Origin of the sequence: Mycobacterium paragordonae, assembly GCF_003614435.1 — a bacterium.
GTDB classification, from domain to species: Bacteria; Actinomycetota; Actinomycetes; order Mycobacteriales; family Mycobacteriaceae; genus Mycobacterium; species Mycobacterium paragordonae.
In genome coordinates, this window is the sequence record NZ_CP025546.1 from 898,949 (window position 1) to 913,601 (window position 14,653).

Consider the following 14,653-nt stretch of genomic DNA (forward strand, 5'->3'; position numbering starts at 1 on the left):
CACCCTAGCCACCGGCCGAAATTTGACACATTTAGGCGGGTACGTAATGGATTTGCTGGAGGTCGCGTGTGAGTCGGGCGAGGAGGCGGTAATCGTGCTCGTCAAGGGCGACGTCGACTCCAGCACCGCGGACTATCTGAGCGATCAGTTGGCCGCCGCACTCGACGTCGCCACCACCCACCCGAGGCGTCTGGTGGTCGTTGACCTGCAGGCGGTGAACTTCTTCGGCAGCGCCGGGTTGAACGCGGTGCTCGACTGCCACGAGGCAGGGGGGTCCGCCGGGACGGTAGTGCGTCTGGTGGCCGACCACCCGCAGGTGCTGCAGCCGATCAGGGTGACCGAGCTCGACCGGATCTTCGAGATCTATCCGACAGTGTCTGACGCGTTGCAACGATGAACTTCCCTCCGCTACCGGCTGACCTCACGACTGCGGTCAAGCTCGGTGGCGAGATGGGCCGGAAGTTCGCCGACTTCGACTGGGCGGCTCATCCGCTCGGCCCGCCGCGGGACTGGGCGGCCGAGATCCGGACGACGGTAGCCAACACCCTCACGTCGCGGTCTCCCACGATCGTATTTCTGCGGGCACCGGAGCTGTTCGTCTGGCACAACGACGCTTACCTGTCCCTGCTGGAGGAGAAGAACCCGGGCGCTCTCGGCCGGACGGCCCGGGAGCTGTGGTGGGAGGACTGGGATCAGATCGGCCCACTGCTCACCGGGGTCATGTCGACCGGGGTCGCGACCTGGTCGCACGGGCTGATGCTGCCGGTCGTGCGGGAGTCGGCTCCGCGGAACTTCACCTTCGCGGTGAACCCGGTGCTGGGCAGTGACGGAGCGGTCAGTGCGGTCACGGCCGCCGTCACCGGTCTCGCCGATTCAGCAGGCCCGGCAGCGCGGCAGCGTGCTGAGCAATCCGCGGGCCTGCTGCAGCTGGACGCGGCCGTCCAGGCGGCGGACTCGATCGCCGGTCTCCTCGATGCGGTACTGCGTTCCCCGTTCGCCAGCGGCGATGCCCCCGCCGCGGCGATCGGCGTCGTCGTCGACGGTGAGGATCACGTCCAGTTCGAATTCGCCGGGACCTTGCCGGCCGAATTGCGCGACCGCTACCACGTCGCCAGGCTGGACAGCCCGCTGGTGGGCGTCGACGTCATCGCGAGCGGTCAGGGGATGGTCATCCCCGATACCTTGGACCTGCCCGAGCGGTACAGCCACGCCGTGAACGACACCGCAAGCAGCGTCCGGGCCTGCGTGGCACACCCGCTGCGCGCCGGCAGCGGCCGCGTCGTCGGCGTCCTGACGCTGCTGTGGCCGCACACGCGCCGCTTCACCGACTCCGAACTCGAGTTGTTCGCCCGGACCGCCGACATCACCGCGTCGGCTCTGGACCGAATCCGGTTGGCCGCGCGGGAGCACCGCATCGCCGTTGACTTCCAGGAACACCTGCTGGACCTCGATCGCGGGTCGACCGCCGCGGTGGTCGCGGCCGTCTACCAGCCGGCGGGTGATGCGATCAGGGTGGGCGGGGACTGGTTCTCGGCCACCGGACTCGATCACCCCGACCGGATAGGCGTATCGGTGGGCGACGTGGTGGGCCACGGTCTGCCGGCGGCGATCGTGATGAGCAGGTTGCGCGCCGCGGTCACCGTGTCGGCGCTGACCGCGCATGATCCGGCCAGCGTGCTGGGCGCCCTGGACCGGTATGCGCTGACGGTGGCCGGCGCCCGGTGCGCGACCGTCGCCTACGCCGCCATCGACACCAGCACGGAACCGGCACGCATCAGCTATCTCTGTGCCGGGCATCCGTATCCGCTGCTGGTGTCACCGGAACAGGATCCGGTCTACCTGGAAGAGGGTCGCCGGCCGCCGGTGGCGACCAACGCATCCCCGGACGCGTCGGTGACCGCGACGGCTGATCTGCCGCCGGGCAGCCTGGTCCTGCTGTACACCGACGGACTGATCGAACGGGCCGGCGAGACGCTCGACAACGGATTCGACCGGCTCAGGGCCGTGGCCGCCGAATGCGCCGGCCTGCCCGTCGAATCCGTGTGTGCCGAGGTGCTGCACCGGATGACGCCGCCGGGCGGCTACCGCGACGACGTGGTGGTACTCGCTGCGCGTCCCCGCCACGCGGGGAGCCGCAGTTTCGCCATGGTGGTGCCGGCCACCTCCGCGCACGTCCCCGCCGCACGCACCCGACTGCGGGAGTGGCTGGTCGCCAACGACGTAGTTAGAGAAGAGGAAATCCTGCTGGCGGTGAGCGAAGCCGTCACCAACGCCATCGAGCACGGGAGCGGCTGCGAGGCCCGCAAGACGGTGTCGATCGAGGCTTTTCTACGGCGCGACGCGGTGTCGATCAGCGTCAGTGACTCCGGTCGGTGGGTGGGCGATTCATCGGCCAGCCGGCGCAGTCGCCGGCGGGGCCGCGGGCTGACCCTGATCAGCGGCCTGGCGGACCAGGTCGAGACCGTTCGCACGTCCGGCGGGACCCGGGTGACGCTGAGCTTCAACAGCGCAGGTTAATCGGCTTCTTCCAGGGCCTCGCCGATCTCTTCCAGGATCTGGTTGTGGTGATTGCTGGCCAGTAGATGTCCGGTGCCGATCACCAGGGCTACCGGCCAGTCGATGAGTTCGAAGGCGGTCAGGGCGATCAGCCCGCCGAAATAGGCCAGCTGCTCGGGTGGGGGAACGGTCACCTTCCCCACGATCGGCAGGTTCACCGCGAAGGTGTGTCCTGCACGTATCCGGTCCACGGCCTCCCGCTGGGGGGTGTGCCGGCGTTCTTTCTTTTCCGCCATCATTTGCCTTTCGGTAACGTCGGATTTGCCGTCCTGCCGGTTGATGCGGTCACCGTCGGAGATATGACGACGACAGAACACCCGACCGACCCGTTAGCGGCGTCGTTCGCCGTGTTGCTGAGGGGGCCTCTAACCGAACTTTATGCGCTGCTGTGGCGTGTTGGCGTGCTGGAGGTTGTGACCACCGAGCGGTGCCATCGGCGGTCGGTCGCCACCCGGTCCGCTGCGGTGGAGTACCGCCGAGCAACTGGTTGATTTTCTGAATCGACGCCTCGTCAGTTCGTGCTGCGCAGGTCGCCGGTGCCGGCCCGGCGGCCCGTAGTTTTCTTGGCCGCCGTCTTCGCGGGAGCTTTCTTGGCCGGCGGCTCGTCGGGTACCGGCGCGAGTTTGGCCTTGGCCGGCTGCACGGCCTGCGCCGGCGGCTCGGGTGAATGGCTCAGCCTGCGCAGCAACAGCGCGCCCCCGCCGACGGCCAACAGGATCGGCCACTCCACCAAACCCGCCGCGCCGATCGCGCCGATGGCCAGGGCCGCGGCCGGTGTCGACTTGCTGCCGGTGCTGAGCCCCTGCTGGATCCCCTCTGCGGCGCCCTTGACACCGCCGACGATGCCGTTGACGGCCGCGCCTCCGACGGCGCCCGCGGCGGACGTCGTCGCCGTCGCGGCACGACTCACCGTTCGTCCCACGCCCCGCACCGCTTGATCGACGACACCCATGATGCCTCCCTGGCCTCGGTTTCTCCTGTTTGTATACCCCCCTACCGCCGACATGACCAGAGATTCTCAGGTGCTACGCAGGTCCACCAGGACCGGTGCGTGGTCGCTGGGCGCTTTGCCTTTGCGCTCCTCCCGGACGATCTGCGCGTCCACCACCCGGGCAGCCAGCGCCGGCGAGCCCAGGATGAAGTCGATCCGCATTCCCTGCCTCTTCGGGAAGCGCAACTGGGTGTAGTCCCAGTACGTGTACACCCCCGGTCCCGGTGTGAAAGGCCTTACCACGTCTCTGAATTGGGCGTCGACGATCGCGTTGAAAGCCTGTCGCTCCGGTTCGGAGACGTGCGTGCAGCCCTGGTAGAACTCGGTGCTCCAGACGTCCTCGTCGGTGGGCGCGATGTTCCAGTCCCCGACCAGCGCGATGGGTGCGGAAGGATCGGCGCGCAACCAGCCTTCGGCCGTATTACGAAGCGCTGCCAGCCAATCCAGCTTGTAGCTGTAGTGCGGGTCGTCGAGCGAGCGGCCGTTGGGCACGTACAGGCTCCACACCCGCACGCCGCCGCACGTCGCGCCCACGGCACGGGCTTCGGACGCGGCGGCCACATCGGGCTTGCCGCTCCAGGTGGGCTGACCCTCGAATCCGACCTGCACGTCCTCCAGGCCGACGCGGGACGCGATCGCCACGCCGTTCCACTGATTGAACCCGACATGTGCCACCTCGTAGCCGCGCTCGATCAGTGGCAGCGCGGGGAATTGGGTGTCCGAGCACTTGGTCTCCTGCATGGCCAGCACGTCGACCTCGGCGCGGTCGAGCCAGTCCACGACCCGATCCAGCCGGGTGCGGATCGAGTTGACATTCCAGGTGGCCAGCCGCAACAGCTCGGGCATGGGTGGTCTCCTATCGGTGGCGAGAGTCAGGGGCGGTAGAGGTAGCGGCGGCGATGGTGCAGCCGGAAGCCCTGCTGCTCCGCCGCAGTGGTCGAGGCGGTGTCCGGGAGGACCACGTATTCCGGTTCCGCTGCGGCTGTTTCGCGCACCAGCAGCTGTTCGACGAGCTCGCATTCCAGGTCGGCCGGCGGCGACAGCAGGCGGTCCGGGATCGCCAGTCGCGGTTTGAGGCCGCGCTCGGTGTACCAATCGAAAATCGTCGGGATGCGCGCGGCGTTGGCCGAAATATCAAGGGGCACAGCTGAATTAGCTGCCAAGGTGGGCCCGTGGGCGCGGAGCAGCCAGCCGTCCAGCCAAAGTTGTTCGGTGCCTGGTGAGTCCGCGGCGGCCGCGTATTCGAGCCTGCGGATGTCGGCGGTGCGCACCGGTGCGTGGGTCAGGATGCGCAGCGCCGTCACATCCGCCGGCGCCACCTCGACCACCACTCCGGACTTCGTCTGCACCCGCACCGTCGGGTCGATGGCCAGCAGGTGGCCCACCGCGTCCGTCAGCGGCGGGACTGACCCGGGGGGCCGGCGGTAGCGCAGCGTCACCCGCGTGCCGAGGGCCGGCCACGAGATCATCAGTGACCGAACGGGTCGGGTCCCTCGCCCGGCAACCAGGACAGTCCGGGAACGCCCCAGCCGTGCGATTTGATGGCCCGCTTCGCGGCCCGGGCGTGCCGGCCGATCAGACAGTCGACGTAGAGGAATCCGTCCAGGTGCCCGGTCTCGTGCTGCAGCATGCGGGCGAACAGGCCGGTGCCCTCGATGGAGACCGGCTTCCCCTCGCCGTCCAGTCCGGTGACCCGCGCCCAGTCGGCACGTCCGGTGGGGAAGGACTCGCCCGGAACCGACAGGCATCCTTCGTCGTCGTCGTGTCCGGCCGACGGCATGGTCTCGGGGATCTCGGAGGTCTCCAGCACGGGGTTGACGACGACTCCGCGGCGGCGGTTGGTCAGTCCGCGGTCGTCGGAGCAGTCGTAGACGAAGACCCGCAACCCGAAGCCGATCTGGTTGGCGGCCAGGCCGACGCCGTGGGCGGCGTCCATCGTGTCGTACATGTCCTTGATCAGCGCGGGCAGGTCGGCCGGGAGCGATCCGTCGGCGCCGACCGGGATCGGCGTCGTCGGAGTGTGCAGGACGGGATCGCCCACGATGCGGATGGGTACGACGGCCATGGTCGGCTAGCTTAGGGCCCACCGACGGTGCGGCCCGTAACGGGCCGAGGTGGGGCACCTCCCCGCTTGCGGGGGAGAGGCGGGCGATTGGGTGGGGCGTGGCGGCCGACGAGTTTGTGCACGGCCCTGCGCGGGCGGGCGGCAAGTGTGATCAAACCGACGGGGGGCCGGGGCGGCAAGCCGTCTGCCAGGCATCCTGCCGGGCGCGGACGCGGCGTATTCCACAGCAACTCGGCCGACTCGCGGGTCCGGTTTCCGGCTCAGCAGATGGCGGCGTGTTTCAATAATCGCCGGAGAATGCCCCCGATCTAGGTCAGGTCATTCGAGTCAATCGAGTTTTCGCCGGAAGGGTCCAGGGGAAGCGATATGGACAGCGCCATGGCGCGGGCAAATCGATCGGGGGACAACGCTGAGATCGCCGATGGGCTGACCCGTCGCGAACACGACATCCTGGCCTTCGAACGTCAGTGGTGGAAATTTGCCGGGGTGAAGGAAGACGCGATCAAGGAGCTGTTTTCGATGTCGGCGACGCGTTATTACCAAGTGCTCAATGCGCTCGTCGACCGGCCGGAGGCGTTGGCGGCCGATCCGATGCTGGTGAAGCGCCTGCGGCGGCTGCGTGCCAGCCGTCAGAAGGCCCGCGCCGCACGCCGGCTCGGCTTCGAGGTGACCTGAGGCGCCCCCGGGCTACAGTGGGCTCGATGAACGAGCGCGTACCCGACTCTTCCGGGCTTCCCCTGCGGGCCATGGTGATGGTGCTGTTGTTCCTGGGCGTCATATTCCTGCTGCTCGGCTGGCAGGCCCTGGACTCCTCGGGCAAGTCCGACGACGATGCGTCGCCGGTGACCACGGTCTCGGCCCCCGCGACGCCGTCCTCGTCGACCAGCGCCAAGCCGGCCGCGGCGAACGAGGCCGAGGTGCGGGTGTACAACATATCGTCGAAGGAAGGCATCGCCAAGACCACCGCCGACGAGCTCAAAGCGGCCGGATTCAAGGTGACCGAGGTGACCAACCTGTCGGTAGCCGACGTCACCGCCACCACCGTCTATTACGGCGAAGAGGGCGAAAAGGCCACCGCGGACGCGGTGGGCAAGAAGCTGGGAGCGCCGGTGGAAAAGCGGATCTCAGCACTTTCCGACCAACCGCCCGGCGTCATCGTTTTGGTCATGGGTTGACGCTGTTTCCGCATCGTCGTCACGCTGGGGCCCGAATTGCGCGACTCCTCAGCGGGTTGTTTCAACCCGCATCGTCGTCACGCTAGGCTCTCGGCTATGCCTAAGCCTGCCGGTCTGAAAGTCGCAGCCGTAACGTTTGTCGCTCTGGTGAGCGCATGCTCGTCGCCCCAGCACGCCACGTCGACTCCGGGCACCACCCCGTCGGTGTGGACGGGATCTCCGGCGCCGTCGACCTCGGGTCACCAGGAGGCGACGCCGAGTCCGCAGGCGGGGGCGGCGGCGCAGATGCTGATGACCGTCATCAAGGGTCCCGACGGCAAAGAGATCGCCACCGCGAAGTTCGAGTTCGCCAACGGCTACGCCACCGTGACGGTCGCGACGACCGGCACCGGCGCGCTCTCGCCCGGTTTCCACGGCATGCACCTGCACAAGGTGGGCAAGTGTGAGCCCAACTCCGTCGCGCCCAATGGCGGCGCGCCCGGCGACTTCCTGTCCGCCGGAGGGCATCTCATGCTGCCCGGCGCCAGCGGCCACGCCAGCGGCGACCTGCCGCCGTTGCAGGTGCGCAAGGACGGCTCTGGGACGCTGGTGACCACCACGGACGCCTTCACGATGGACGACCTGACCTCGGGCGCCAAGACCGCGATCATCATCCACGCGGGCGCGGACAACTTCGCCAACATTCCGGCGGACCGCTACAAGCAGAACGACGGGACACCGGGTCCCGACGAGACGACGATGACAACCGGTGACGCCGGCAAGCGGGTGGCGTGCGGTGTCATTGGATCTGGGTAAGGGTCCGGGCAGCCTGCCGTCCAGCCGGGCGCGTAGCCACATCGACTTCGCTCGTTCGCCGCGACCAACCGTCGGCGTGGAGTGGGAGTTCGCCCTCGTCGATGCCGAGACCCGCGACCTGAGCAACGAGGCCACCGCGGTGATCGCCGAAATCGGCGAAAACCCGCGTGTGCACAAGGAATTGCTGCGCAACACCGTCGAAGTCGTCAGCGGCATCTGCGAGAACGCCGCCGAGGCGATGGCCGACCTGCGCGACACCCTGGGCCCCGCCCGCCGGATCGTGCGCGACCGCGGCATGGAGTTGTTCTGCGCCGGCACCCATCCCTTTGCGCAGTGGTCCAACCAGAAGCTCACCGACGCGCCGCGGTACGCCGAACTGATCAAGCGCACCCAGTGGTGGGGCCGGCAGATGCTGATCTGGGGCGTGCATGTGCATGTCGGGATCTCGTCGGCCAACAAGGTCATGCCCATCATGTCGTCGCTGCTCAACCAGTACCCGCACCTGCTGGCGCTGTCGGCGTCGTCGCCGTGGTGGGGCGGCGAGGACACCGGGTATGCGAGCAACCGGTCGATGATGTTTCAGCAGCTGCCCACCGCCGGGCTGCCGTTCCAGTTCCAGAAGTGGTCGGAGTTCGAGGGCTTCGTCTACGACCAGAAGAAGACCGGCATCATCGACCACGTCGACGAAGTCCGTTGGGACGTAAGGCCTTCCCCCCATCTGGGCACGCTCGAGGTGCGGATCTGCGACGGGGTGTCCAATCTGCGGGAGCTGGGTGCGCTGGTCGCGTTGACGCACTGTCTGATCGTCGACCTGGACCGCCGGCTGGAGGCCGACCAGCCGCTGCCGACCATGCCGCCGTGGCACGTGCAGGAGAACAAGTGGCGCGCGGCCCGCTATGGGCTGGACGCCGTGATCATCCTGGATGCCGACAGCAACGAGCGGCTGGTCACCGAGGACCTCGACGACGTGCTGAACCGCTTGGAGCCGATTGCCAAGTCGCTCAAGTGTTCTGACGAACTGGCGGCGGTGGCGGACATCCCGCGCCGGGGCGGGTCCTACCAACGGCAGCGGCGGGTGGCCGAGGAGCACGACGGCGACCTGCGCTCGGTCGTCGACGCGCTGGTGGCCGAGCTGGATATCTGAGGCGCGCGGGTTCGAGTGTGCTCACACCGTCGAGATTCCTTGAACCCAGGGCGAGTATCCCGCTGTGGCTGCACCGTCGAAACGCTAGACGCACACTCGACTGCCGTCGGCGCGGGCGGCGACGCGCCGAAGCAGGTGGCGCACCACGATTCGGTGTCCTCCACTGCCGATGACCAGCGCCCGATACAGCTTTCCGTGCAACCCGGGAAATGCCGCGAATGTCAAGGCGCGCAACCGAACCCCGTCGCCGTCGGGATCCAGCTCGTAGACCAGGCGGTAGGCCGCGAATGGGTGACGGCCCTTGAGTGCCAGTCGGCGCGGCGGCGTGGCTTCCTCGAGGGTGAAGCCCAGCGGAACCGTACTCGGGTCGGCGGGGTCGCGACACGTCTTGGCCAGCAGTGCCGCCCAGACTTGCTCCGGTGTGGCGTGGATCGCGATAGCATGCCCATCGATATAGGGTAATCGTTCCATATAGAAGGACCATACTAGATCGTGGCACCTCCGCGGAAGCATGAAACCGATGTGATTCTGGATGCAACCCGGGCGCTGGTGCTCACGGCCGGCCCGCGGGCGGCCAGCGTCGCGGCGATAGCCAAGGCCAGCGGCGCCCCGGCCGGCACGCTGTATCACCGCTTCGGGAACCGGGACGGCGTGGTGATCGCCGCCTGGCTGCGCGCCTTGGACCGGTTCCAGCAGCGCGCGCTGGCGGCCACCGGCAGTACCCCGGTCGCCCATGCCGCGGCAATGGCCGTCGCGGCCGTCGGCTTTGCCCGCGAGCTTCCCGACGACGCCCGGCTGTTGCTGACCATTCGGCCTGCGGACCTGGTCGACAGCCAATCCGACACCGACTTCACGGAGACGCTGGCCGCGATGAACGCGCCGCTGACGCAGCGGATGCGCGAGTTGACGCTGCAGCTCTACGGCACCGCCGAACCGCGGGCACTCGACGCCGTGTACCGCGCCGTTACGGATCTGCCGTACGCCGTCGTGCGGCGCCACGCCCACGACGATCCGTTACCGGGCTGGCTGGAGGCCGATGTCTCGGCTGCCGTGCGGGCGCTGCTGCATAGTTATGGGGAGAAAGGGGACGAGGCGGATGGAATCAATTGACGTGGCGATGTTTCCACTCGAATCGGCGCTGCTGCCGGATGAGGATCTGCCGCTGCGCATCTTCGAACCGCGCTACACCGCGCTCGTGCGGGATTGCCTGGACAGCCCCGACCCCCGCTTCGGCGTGGTGCTCATCTCCCGTGGCCGCGAGGTCGGCGGCGGTGACGCGCGCTCTGACGTCGGGACCCTGGCGACGATCGAAGACTACGTGGACGCCGGCGGGGGGCGGTACGTGTTGCAGTGCCGGATGGGCGATCGCATCAAGGTGCTGCAGTGGCTGCCCGACGACCCCTACCCGCGGGCCCGGGTGCAGGTGTGGCCCGACGAGCCGGGACCGCCGGTGACTGCCGCTGCGTTCCTCGACGCCGAGGACCGGGTCTGGGCGCTGTTCGAGCGGATCGCCGAGGTGCAGGACGCCGAACTGCCCAGTCGCGACCTGGTGTTCGACTACGAAGAAGGCGCCGACCTGTCAAAGCTGTTGTACGCGTTGGCATCTCGGGTCCCGATGGGGCCGGCCGACCGTTACGCCGTGCTGTCGGCGCCGTCCGCCGCGGATCGGTTGGCCGCGTTGCTCGATGCGGTGGACTCGGTTGCCGCGGTGGTGGAGTTTCAGTTGTCGGAGTGACCTGGCGGGCCTGGCCGTCACGGCTTCCAGAAGTCGTTCATGGGGATGGCGTACTTGTCGTTGAAGGTCAGCGTGGTCAGCGGAGTTCCCGCGGTGGGACTCAAGGCGTACTCGAGTGTCGACATCAGGCTGTAGTGGTCGTAGCGGGTGTTGGTCACAAAGTGACCGGCCTGCATGCCGCCGAACGTCACCGCGCCATCGTTCGGGATGACGATGGTGTTGATCAGGTTGCCTTGGTTGCCGATGCCCAGAGACAGGTTGTTGTAGTCCTCGTCGAACGTGATGATGATCGCGTCTTTCTGGCCCGCGGTGTTCCATGACGGCGAGTTCTGGATCGTCGAGATGGTCTGCTGCAGGAACTGGTCTCCGGCGGCGACGTTGTACTGGTGGTTGGTGAGCTGGCTGGCCAACCAATTCGCCGCACCGCCCGGGAAATCGACCGGACCTTCCATGTTGTAGGAGCCATCGGCGGCGATCCAGGAGAATCTCGGAGTGGTCCCGGTGGTCTGCAGGTCGATGCTCAGCTGGGTGAGGGGTTGCAGATGCGTCTGCAGGTAGGTGGGGGTGTTGTTGTAGACGGAGGTGAACTGGGCGAAGGGTAGAGCGTCGACGGCGTAATCCCCGGAGGACACGATGGCACCCGGATACGGCATTCCCTGCGCATAGCCCACCCAGCTGATGCCGGCGGTGTCCATGGCCTGCATGAGGTTCGGCGCATTGATGGAGGGCGAGGCGGGGTTGTAGATCAGGCCGAAGTCCGATCCGCCCATAATCCGGAAGTAGTTCGGGTCGCTTGGGTGGCCCAGCGCGTAGTAGTTGTTCGCGTAGCCGTAGGTATTGATCAGGCTGTTGAGGTACGGGGCGTTCACGCTGCCCAGGATGTCGGCCGCGCCCTTGTTCTCCATATAGATCAAGAAGACGTGGTCGAGCTGTTTCACATTTGACGCCGGGACAGTGAGTGCCGGCGCGGTCAGGGTGGGGTCGCCGACGGTGAACGACAGGTTGTCGGCGAAGGAGCCGTTGTAATTGCCCAGGATCGGGTTGCGGTCGGTAAAGGTTGCCGTGACGACCGCGGAGGTGGTGCCGACGGGGATGGTGCCGGAGATGTCGCGGGCTTGGAATCCCGTCATTCCCAGGCGGTCGATCGTCGACACCGGCCCGATCGAGCCGGTACCCAGAGTGGCGCCACTGGCGTTGAGGAAGGTGACCTGGACAGCGGTCGAGGACGGGTCGAGTAGGTAGCCGCCAAGTAGTCCGCTCAGCGTGTAAGGGACGGTGCCGGTGTTGATGTTGGCGGTTGCGGCGGCCAGATTGACGGTCTGGCTGATCGACGACGTGGCCACTGGACCGCCGCCGGCGAAGTTGTTTCCCGCGCCTGGGGCAGGGTTGCCGGGGAAGCCCAAGCCGAGGAAGTTCGGCACCGTCGGGAACGGAGTCGAGGTCGGCGAGGGATACGTGAGCGGCGTGCCGTAGGGGACGATGGTCGGGGTACCGGTGACCGTCCAGCCCGGGATGGTCACCGAGCTGAAGCCCGTCGTGGAGGGGCTGGCGAACTCGAAGCTGCCGTTGACCAGCAGGTTGGGGCTCATGGGCAGGCCTGGGATGCCGTTGTGTCCGGCCAGCCAGCCGCCGGTGCCGACGGTGCCGGGCAAGCCGAGCAGGTTGACCGAGGTGGAGTAGCCGCCGTTGCCGCCGTTGCCGCCGTTGCCGATCAGCACCGAGCTGCCGCCGATACCGCCGTGGCCGCCGGCTTTGCCGGCGGCGGCTTCTGCACCGGAGCCGCCGGAGCCACCGTTGCCCAGGAATGAACCGCCGACCCCGCCGTGGCCGCCGGCCCCACCCGGGCCTGCGGCGGCGTATCCGCCGGTTCCCCCGGCCCCGCCGCCTCCGATCAGGCCCGCAGCGCCGCCGAGCCCGCCCGCACCGCCGGACCCGCCGGCGGACCCGCCGACGCCACCCGCGCCGCCGGAACCCAACGCGCCGGCCAGGCCGCCGGTGCCGCCGACGCCGCCGGCGCCGGTCTGGCTGGATCCGCCGGCGCCGCCGGAGCCGCCGGTGCCGGCGAACTGGCCGCCCGTCCCGCCTTGTCCGCCGACCCCACCGGCGCCGGTGAGGCCCACACCGCCGTCACCGCCGACGCCCCCGGCACCGATCAGCGAGCCGCCGATGGTGCCGGCTCCGCCGCCGAATATCGAACCGCTGATGCCGGATGCCCCGCCGAGGCCGCCGACACCGCCGATATCCCCGGCTCCGCCGACCCCGCCGCCCCCGCCGACGGCGCCGACCAGTCCGCTCAGGGCTCCACTGGCGCCGCCGGCGCCGCCGCCTCCGCCGCGCAGACCAGCGGTGGTCGCACCGGCCATGCCGCCGGTGCCGCCGCCCCCACCCGCGCCGAAGATCCCGCCGGTTCCGCCGGCCCCGCCGCCGCCGCCGTTGGCGTTGACCCCTGCGGGCGCACCGACCCCGCCGGCGCCGCCGCCGCCGCCGTTGCCGAAGAACAGACCGCCGTTGCCGCCCTGGCCGCCGGCGCGCCCGACACCGGCCGCGCCGAACCCGCCGGCACCCCCAGTGCCGCCGCTGCCCAACAATCCCGCGGCCCCGCCAGGCCCACCAGGTATGCCGTTGGCACCGGACCCACCGGCCCCGCCGTCGCCGAGCAGCCACCCGCCCGGACCGCCCGCGGCGCCACTGCCGGCCGCGCCCGGAGCGCCGTTACCGATCAGCGGGCGCCCGGTCAGCAACACGCTGGGCGCGTTGATCACGTTCAGCGCCGCTGCCGGCAGCAACACCCCATTGGCGCCGGTCACGCCGTTGGCACCCGCCGGGGCGCCGAGTCCGCCGACCCCACCGGTTCCGCCCAACCCCAGCAATGCGGCCTTGCCGCCGGCCCCGCCGGCTCCGCCGGCAGCCAGAGGAGAGCCCTGGGCGCCGGCCCCGCCGGCCCCGCCGCTGCCCACCAGCAGCGCCCCGGCGCCGCCGTTGCCGCCGGCCCCGCCGGCCCCGCCGACCGCGAACCCGCCGACGCCGCCGGTCCCGCCGAACCCGAACAGACCCGCGTCCCCACCGGCCCCGCCGTGGCCACCGTCGCCGCCGCCGAAGGTGTTGCCGCCGGCCCCGCCGGCACCGGCCGAGCCCAGCCAGCCGGCGTGCCCGCCCGCCCCGCCGGCCCCACCGTCGCCGAGCAAGCTGGTGCCGCCGGTCCCGCCGACGCCGCCGTTACCGAACAAGGGGCCCGCGGCCCCGCCGCTACCGCCGGCACCGCCGGCGCCGGCCAAACCCAATCCGCCGGTGCCACCGGCCCCGCCCGCCCCGGCCAACAGACCACCGACGCCGCCGGTCCCGCCCGCGCCGCCCACGGTTCCCGCACCGCCCACGCCACCGACTCCGCCGCCGGCGCCGACCAGCCCACCGAGCAGACCACCGGTCCCGCCAGCGCCGCCGACTCCGCCGGTGCCGGTCGACGCCAACCCGCCTGTTCCGCCGGCGCCGCCGGCGCCGAACAAGCCACCGGCCCCGCCGGCACCCCCGGTGCCGCCGACCCCGTTCAACACGAACCCGCCGGTGCCACCGGCCCCGCCGCTGCCCAGCAGCCAACCGCCGGGCCCACCGGCCCCGCCGGTGCCGCCCCCGGTGCCACCGGCCCCGCCGGCACCCCCGAGGCCGATCAAACCGGCCGCCCCACCGGTTCCACCGGTAGAACTCGCCGCGCCCGAACCGCCGGCCCCACCATTGCCGAGCAACCAGCCCCCGGCGGCGCCGGCCGCGCCAGTGCCCGGCGCGCCGTTGGCGCCGTTGCCGATCAGCGGGCGCCCCGTCAACGCCAATACCGGCCCATTGATCGGACCCAGAAGCTGCTCGCCCAGCGCATGCAGATCGACGTTCTGCAATGCCGACAGGTTCACGGCCTCCGCGCCGGCATACGCACCAGCGCTCGCGCTCAATGTCTGCGCCAGTTGCTGCTCGAAGGCCGCCACCTGCGCGTCCAGCGCCACAAAGCCCTGTGCGTAGTTGCCGAACAGTCGCGCGATCGCCGCGGAGACTTCGTCAGCGGCGGCGGCCGCAACCGTCGTGGTGGCCGGCGCCCACGACGCCGTCGCCCTCCTGATCGCCTCTCCGATTCCGCTTACATCGGCCGATGCGGCGGCCAAAGCTTCCGGCGCAGCGATCAGAAACGTCGACATCAGCGGCTCCC

At 69.6% G+C, this 14,653-nt stretch carries 15 protein-coding genes and 2 pseudogenes; 9 read left to right on the forward strand and 8 right to left on the reverse strand.

Features of this window, described 5'->3' with window-relative positions:
- Positions 1–46: 46 nt before the first annotated feature.
- Both C0J29_RS04085 and C0J29_RS04090 read left to right on the forward strand, forming a co-directional pair.
- Positions 47–397 (forward strand): STAS domain-containing protein, encoded by a 351-nt coding sequence (locus tag C0J29_RS04085; RefSeq protein ID WP_065163429.1) that lies wholly within the window; start codon positions 47–49, stop codon positions 395–397.
- On the forward strand, positions 394–2,517 hold the full coding sequence (locus tag C0J29_RS04090) for an ATP-binding SpoIIE family protein phosphatase (RefSeq protein ID WP_120791601.1): 2,124 nt from the start codon (positions 394–396) through the stop codon (positions 2,515–2,517). Before C0J29_RS04085 ends, C0J29_RS04090 begins: the two co-directional genes overlap by 4 nt.
- Here C0J29_RS04090 and C0J29_RS04095 read toward each other — a convergent pair.
- On the reverse strand, positions 2,514–2,795 hold the full coding sequence (locus tag C0J29_RS04095; RefSeq protein ID WP_065042738.1) for a hypothetical protein: 282 nt from the start codon (positions 2,793–2,795) through the stop codon (positions 2,514–2,516). The genes C0J29_RS04090 and C0J29_RS04095 overlap by 4 nt on opposite strands.
- A gap of 60 nt (positions 2,796–2,855) precedes the next feature.
- Here C0J29_RS04095 and C0J29_RS33565 point away from each other — a divergent pair, with 60 nt between their 5' ends.
- Positions 2,856–3,047 carry an Rv1535 domain-containing protein gene (locus tag C0J29_RS33565; RefSeq protein WP_120791602.1) on the forward strand — a complete coding sequence of 64 codons (192 nt, stop codon included), beginning with the start codon at positions 2,856–2,858 and terminating at the stop codon, positions 3,045–3,047.
- Positions 3,048–3,067: 20 nt separating this feature from the next.
- Here the strand turns inward: C0J29_RS33565 and C0J29_RS04105 are convergent, their stop codons facing one another.
- From C0J29_RS04105 to C0J29_RS04120, 4 genes and pseudogenes are all read right to left on the reverse strand, one after another.
- Complete coding sequence (locus C0J29_RS04105; protein ID WP_065163431.1) at positions 3,068–3,508, reverse strand: hypothetical protein; 441 nt, start codon at positions 3,506–3,508, stop codon at positions 3,068–3,070.
- 66 nt (positions 3,509–3,574) lie between these two features.
- Positions 3,575–4,381 carry an exodeoxyribonuclease III gene (locus tag C0J29_RS04110; RefSeq protein ID WP_174814886.1) on the reverse strand — a complete coding sequence of 269 codons (807 nt, stop codon included), beginning with the start codon at positions 4,379–4,381 and terminating at the stop codon, positions 3,575–3,577.
- Between the two features lie 59 nt (positions 4,382–4,440).
- A pseudogene (locus tag C0J29_RS04115) lies at positions 4,441–5,016 on the reverse strand (GNAT family N-acetyltransferase, cg3035/Rv0428c family); the annotation flags it as partial.
- Positions 5,016–5,612 carry a peptide deformylase gene (locus tag C0J29_RS04120; RefSeq protein ID WP_120791604.1) on the reverse strand — a complete coding sequence of 199 codons (597 nt, stop codon included), beginning with the start codon at positions 5,610–5,612 and terminating at the stop codon, positions 5,016–5,018. The gene C0J29_RS04120 and the pseudogene C0J29_RS04115, both read right to left, overlap by 1 nt.
- Before the next feature lie 366 nt (positions 5,613–5,978).
- Here C0J29_RS04120 and C0J29_RS04125 point away from each other — a divergent pair, with 366 nt between their 5' ends.
- From C0J29_RS04125 to C0J29_RS04140, 4 genes are all read left to right on the forward strand, one after another.
- Positions 5,979–6,287, forward strand: coding sequence for a nucleoid-associated protein NapA (locus C0J29_RS04125; protein ID WP_065042728.1), 309 nt, complete (start codon positions 5,979–5,981; stop codon positions 6,285–6,287).
- A 26-nt stretch (positions 6,288–6,313) separates the two neighbouring features.
- Complete coding sequence (locus C0J29_RS04130) at positions 6,314–6,787, forward strand: LytR C-terminal domain-containing protein (RefSeq protein ID WP_065042737.1); 474 nt, start codon at positions 6,314–6,316, stop codon at positions 6,785–6,787.
- Positions 6,788–6,883: 96 nt separating this feature from the next.
- On the forward strand, positions 6,884–7,582 hold the full coding sequence (gene sodC / locus C0J29_RS04135; RefSeq protein WP_065042727.1) for a superoxide dismutase[Cu-Zn]: 699 nt from the start codon (positions 6,884–6,886) through the stop codon (positions 7,580–7,582).
- 13 nt (positions 7,583–7,595) lie between these two features.
- Entirely contained in the window at positions 7,596–8,726 is a 1,131-nt protein-coding gene (locus C0J29_RS04140; RefSeq protein ID WP_065042736.1) for a glutamate--cysteine ligase, read from the forward strand.
- An 84-nt stretch (positions 8,727–8,810) separates the two neighbouring features.
- On the opposite strand, the gene C0J29_RS04145 is transcribed toward C0J29_RS04140, so the two are convergent.
- Positions 8,811–9,197: an SRPBCC family protein gene (locus C0J29_RS04145; protein WP_120791605.1), complete on the reverse strand. Its 387-nt coding sequence runs from the start codon at positions 9,195–9,197 to the stop codon at positions 8,811–8,813.
- A 21-nt stretch (positions 9,198–9,218) separates the two neighbouring features.
- Between C0J29_RS04145 and C0J29_RS04150 the strand changes: the two genes are divergently transcribed.
- Complete coding sequence (locus C0J29_RS04150; RefSeq protein WP_120791606.1) at positions 9,219–9,836, forward strand: TetR family transcriptional regulator; 618 nt, start codon at positions 9,219–9,221, stop codon at positions 9,834–9,836.
- Positions 9,823–10,461, forward strand: a complete 639-nt coding sequence (locus C0J29_RS04155; RefSeq protein ID WP_120791607.1) for an LON peptidase substrate-binding domain-containing protein — start codon at positions 9,823–9,825, stop codon at positions 10,459–10,461. The genes C0J29_RS04150 and C0J29_RS04155 overlap by 14 nt, the downstream gene beginning before the upstream one ends.
- Positions 10,462–10,478: 17 nt before the next feature.
- On the opposite strand, the gene C0J29_RS34955 is transcribed toward C0J29_RS04155, so the two are convergent.
- Positions 10,479–12,050 carry an alkaline phosphatase family protein gene (locus C0J29_RS34955; RefSeq protein WP_163761788.1) on the reverse strand — a complete coding sequence of 524 codons (1,572 nt, stop codon included), beginning with the start codon at positions 12,048–12,050 and terminating at the stop codon, positions 10,479–10,481.
- Between the two features lie 273 nt (positions 12,051–12,323).
- A pseudogene (locus tag C0J29_RS34960) lies at positions 12,324–14,642 on the reverse strand (PE domain-containing protein); the annotation flags it as partial.
- Between the last annotated feature and the right edge of the window lie 11 nt (positions 14,643–14,653).

Excerpts from the sequence above, each read along its gene's own strand:
- C0J29_RS04085 (WP_065163429.1), top strand. The coding sequence starts at position 47 with ATGGATTTGCTGGAGGTCGCGTGTGAGTCGGGCGAGGAGGCGGTAATC.
- C0J29_RS04090 (WP_120791601.1), top strand. The coding sequence starts at position 394 with ATGAACTTCCCTCCGCTACCGGCTGACCTCACGACTGCGGTCAAGCTC.
- C0J29_RS04095 (WP_065042738.1), bottom strand. The coding sequence starts at position 2,795 with ATGATGGCGGAAAAGAAAGAACGCCGGCACACCCCCCAGCGGGAGGCC.
- C0J29_RS33565 (WP_120791602.1), top strand. The coding sequence starts at position 2,856 with ATGACGACGACAGAACACCCGACCGACCCGTTAGCGGCGTCGTTCGCC.
- C0J29_RS04105 (WP_065163431.1), bottom strand. The coding sequence starts at position 3,508 with ATGGGTGTCGTCGATCAAGCGGTGCGGGGCGTGGGACGAACGGTGAGT.
- C0J29_RS04120 (WP_120791604.1), bottom strand. The coding sequence starts at position 5,612 with ATGGCCGTCGTACCCATCCGCATCGTGGGCGATCCCGTCCTGCACACT.
- C0J29_RS04125 (WP_065042728.1), top strand. The coding sequence starts at position 5,979 with ATGGACAGCGCCATGGCGCGGGCAAATCGATCGGGGGACAACGCTGAG.
- C0J29_RS04130 (WP_065042737.1), top strand. The coding sequence starts at position 6,314 with ATGAACGAGCGCGTACCCGACTCTTCCGGGCTTCCCCTGCGGGCCATG.
- sodC (WP_065042727.1), top strand. The coding sequence starts at position 6,884 with ATGCCTAAGCCTGCCGGTCTGAAAGTCGCAGCCGTAACGTTTGTCGCT.
- C0J29_RS04145 (WP_120791605.1), bottom strand. The coding sequence starts at position 9,197 with ATGGAACGATTACCCTATATCGATGGGCATGCTATCGCGATCCACGCC.
- C0J29_RS04155 (WP_120791607.1), top strand. The coding sequence starts at position 9,823 with ATGGAATCAATTGACGTGGCGATGTTTCCACTCGAATCGGCGCTGCTG.
- C0J29_RS34955 (WP_163761788.1), bottom strand. The coding sequence starts at position 12,050 with ATGAGCCCCAACCTGCTGGTCAACGGCAGCTTCGAGTTCGCCAGCCCC.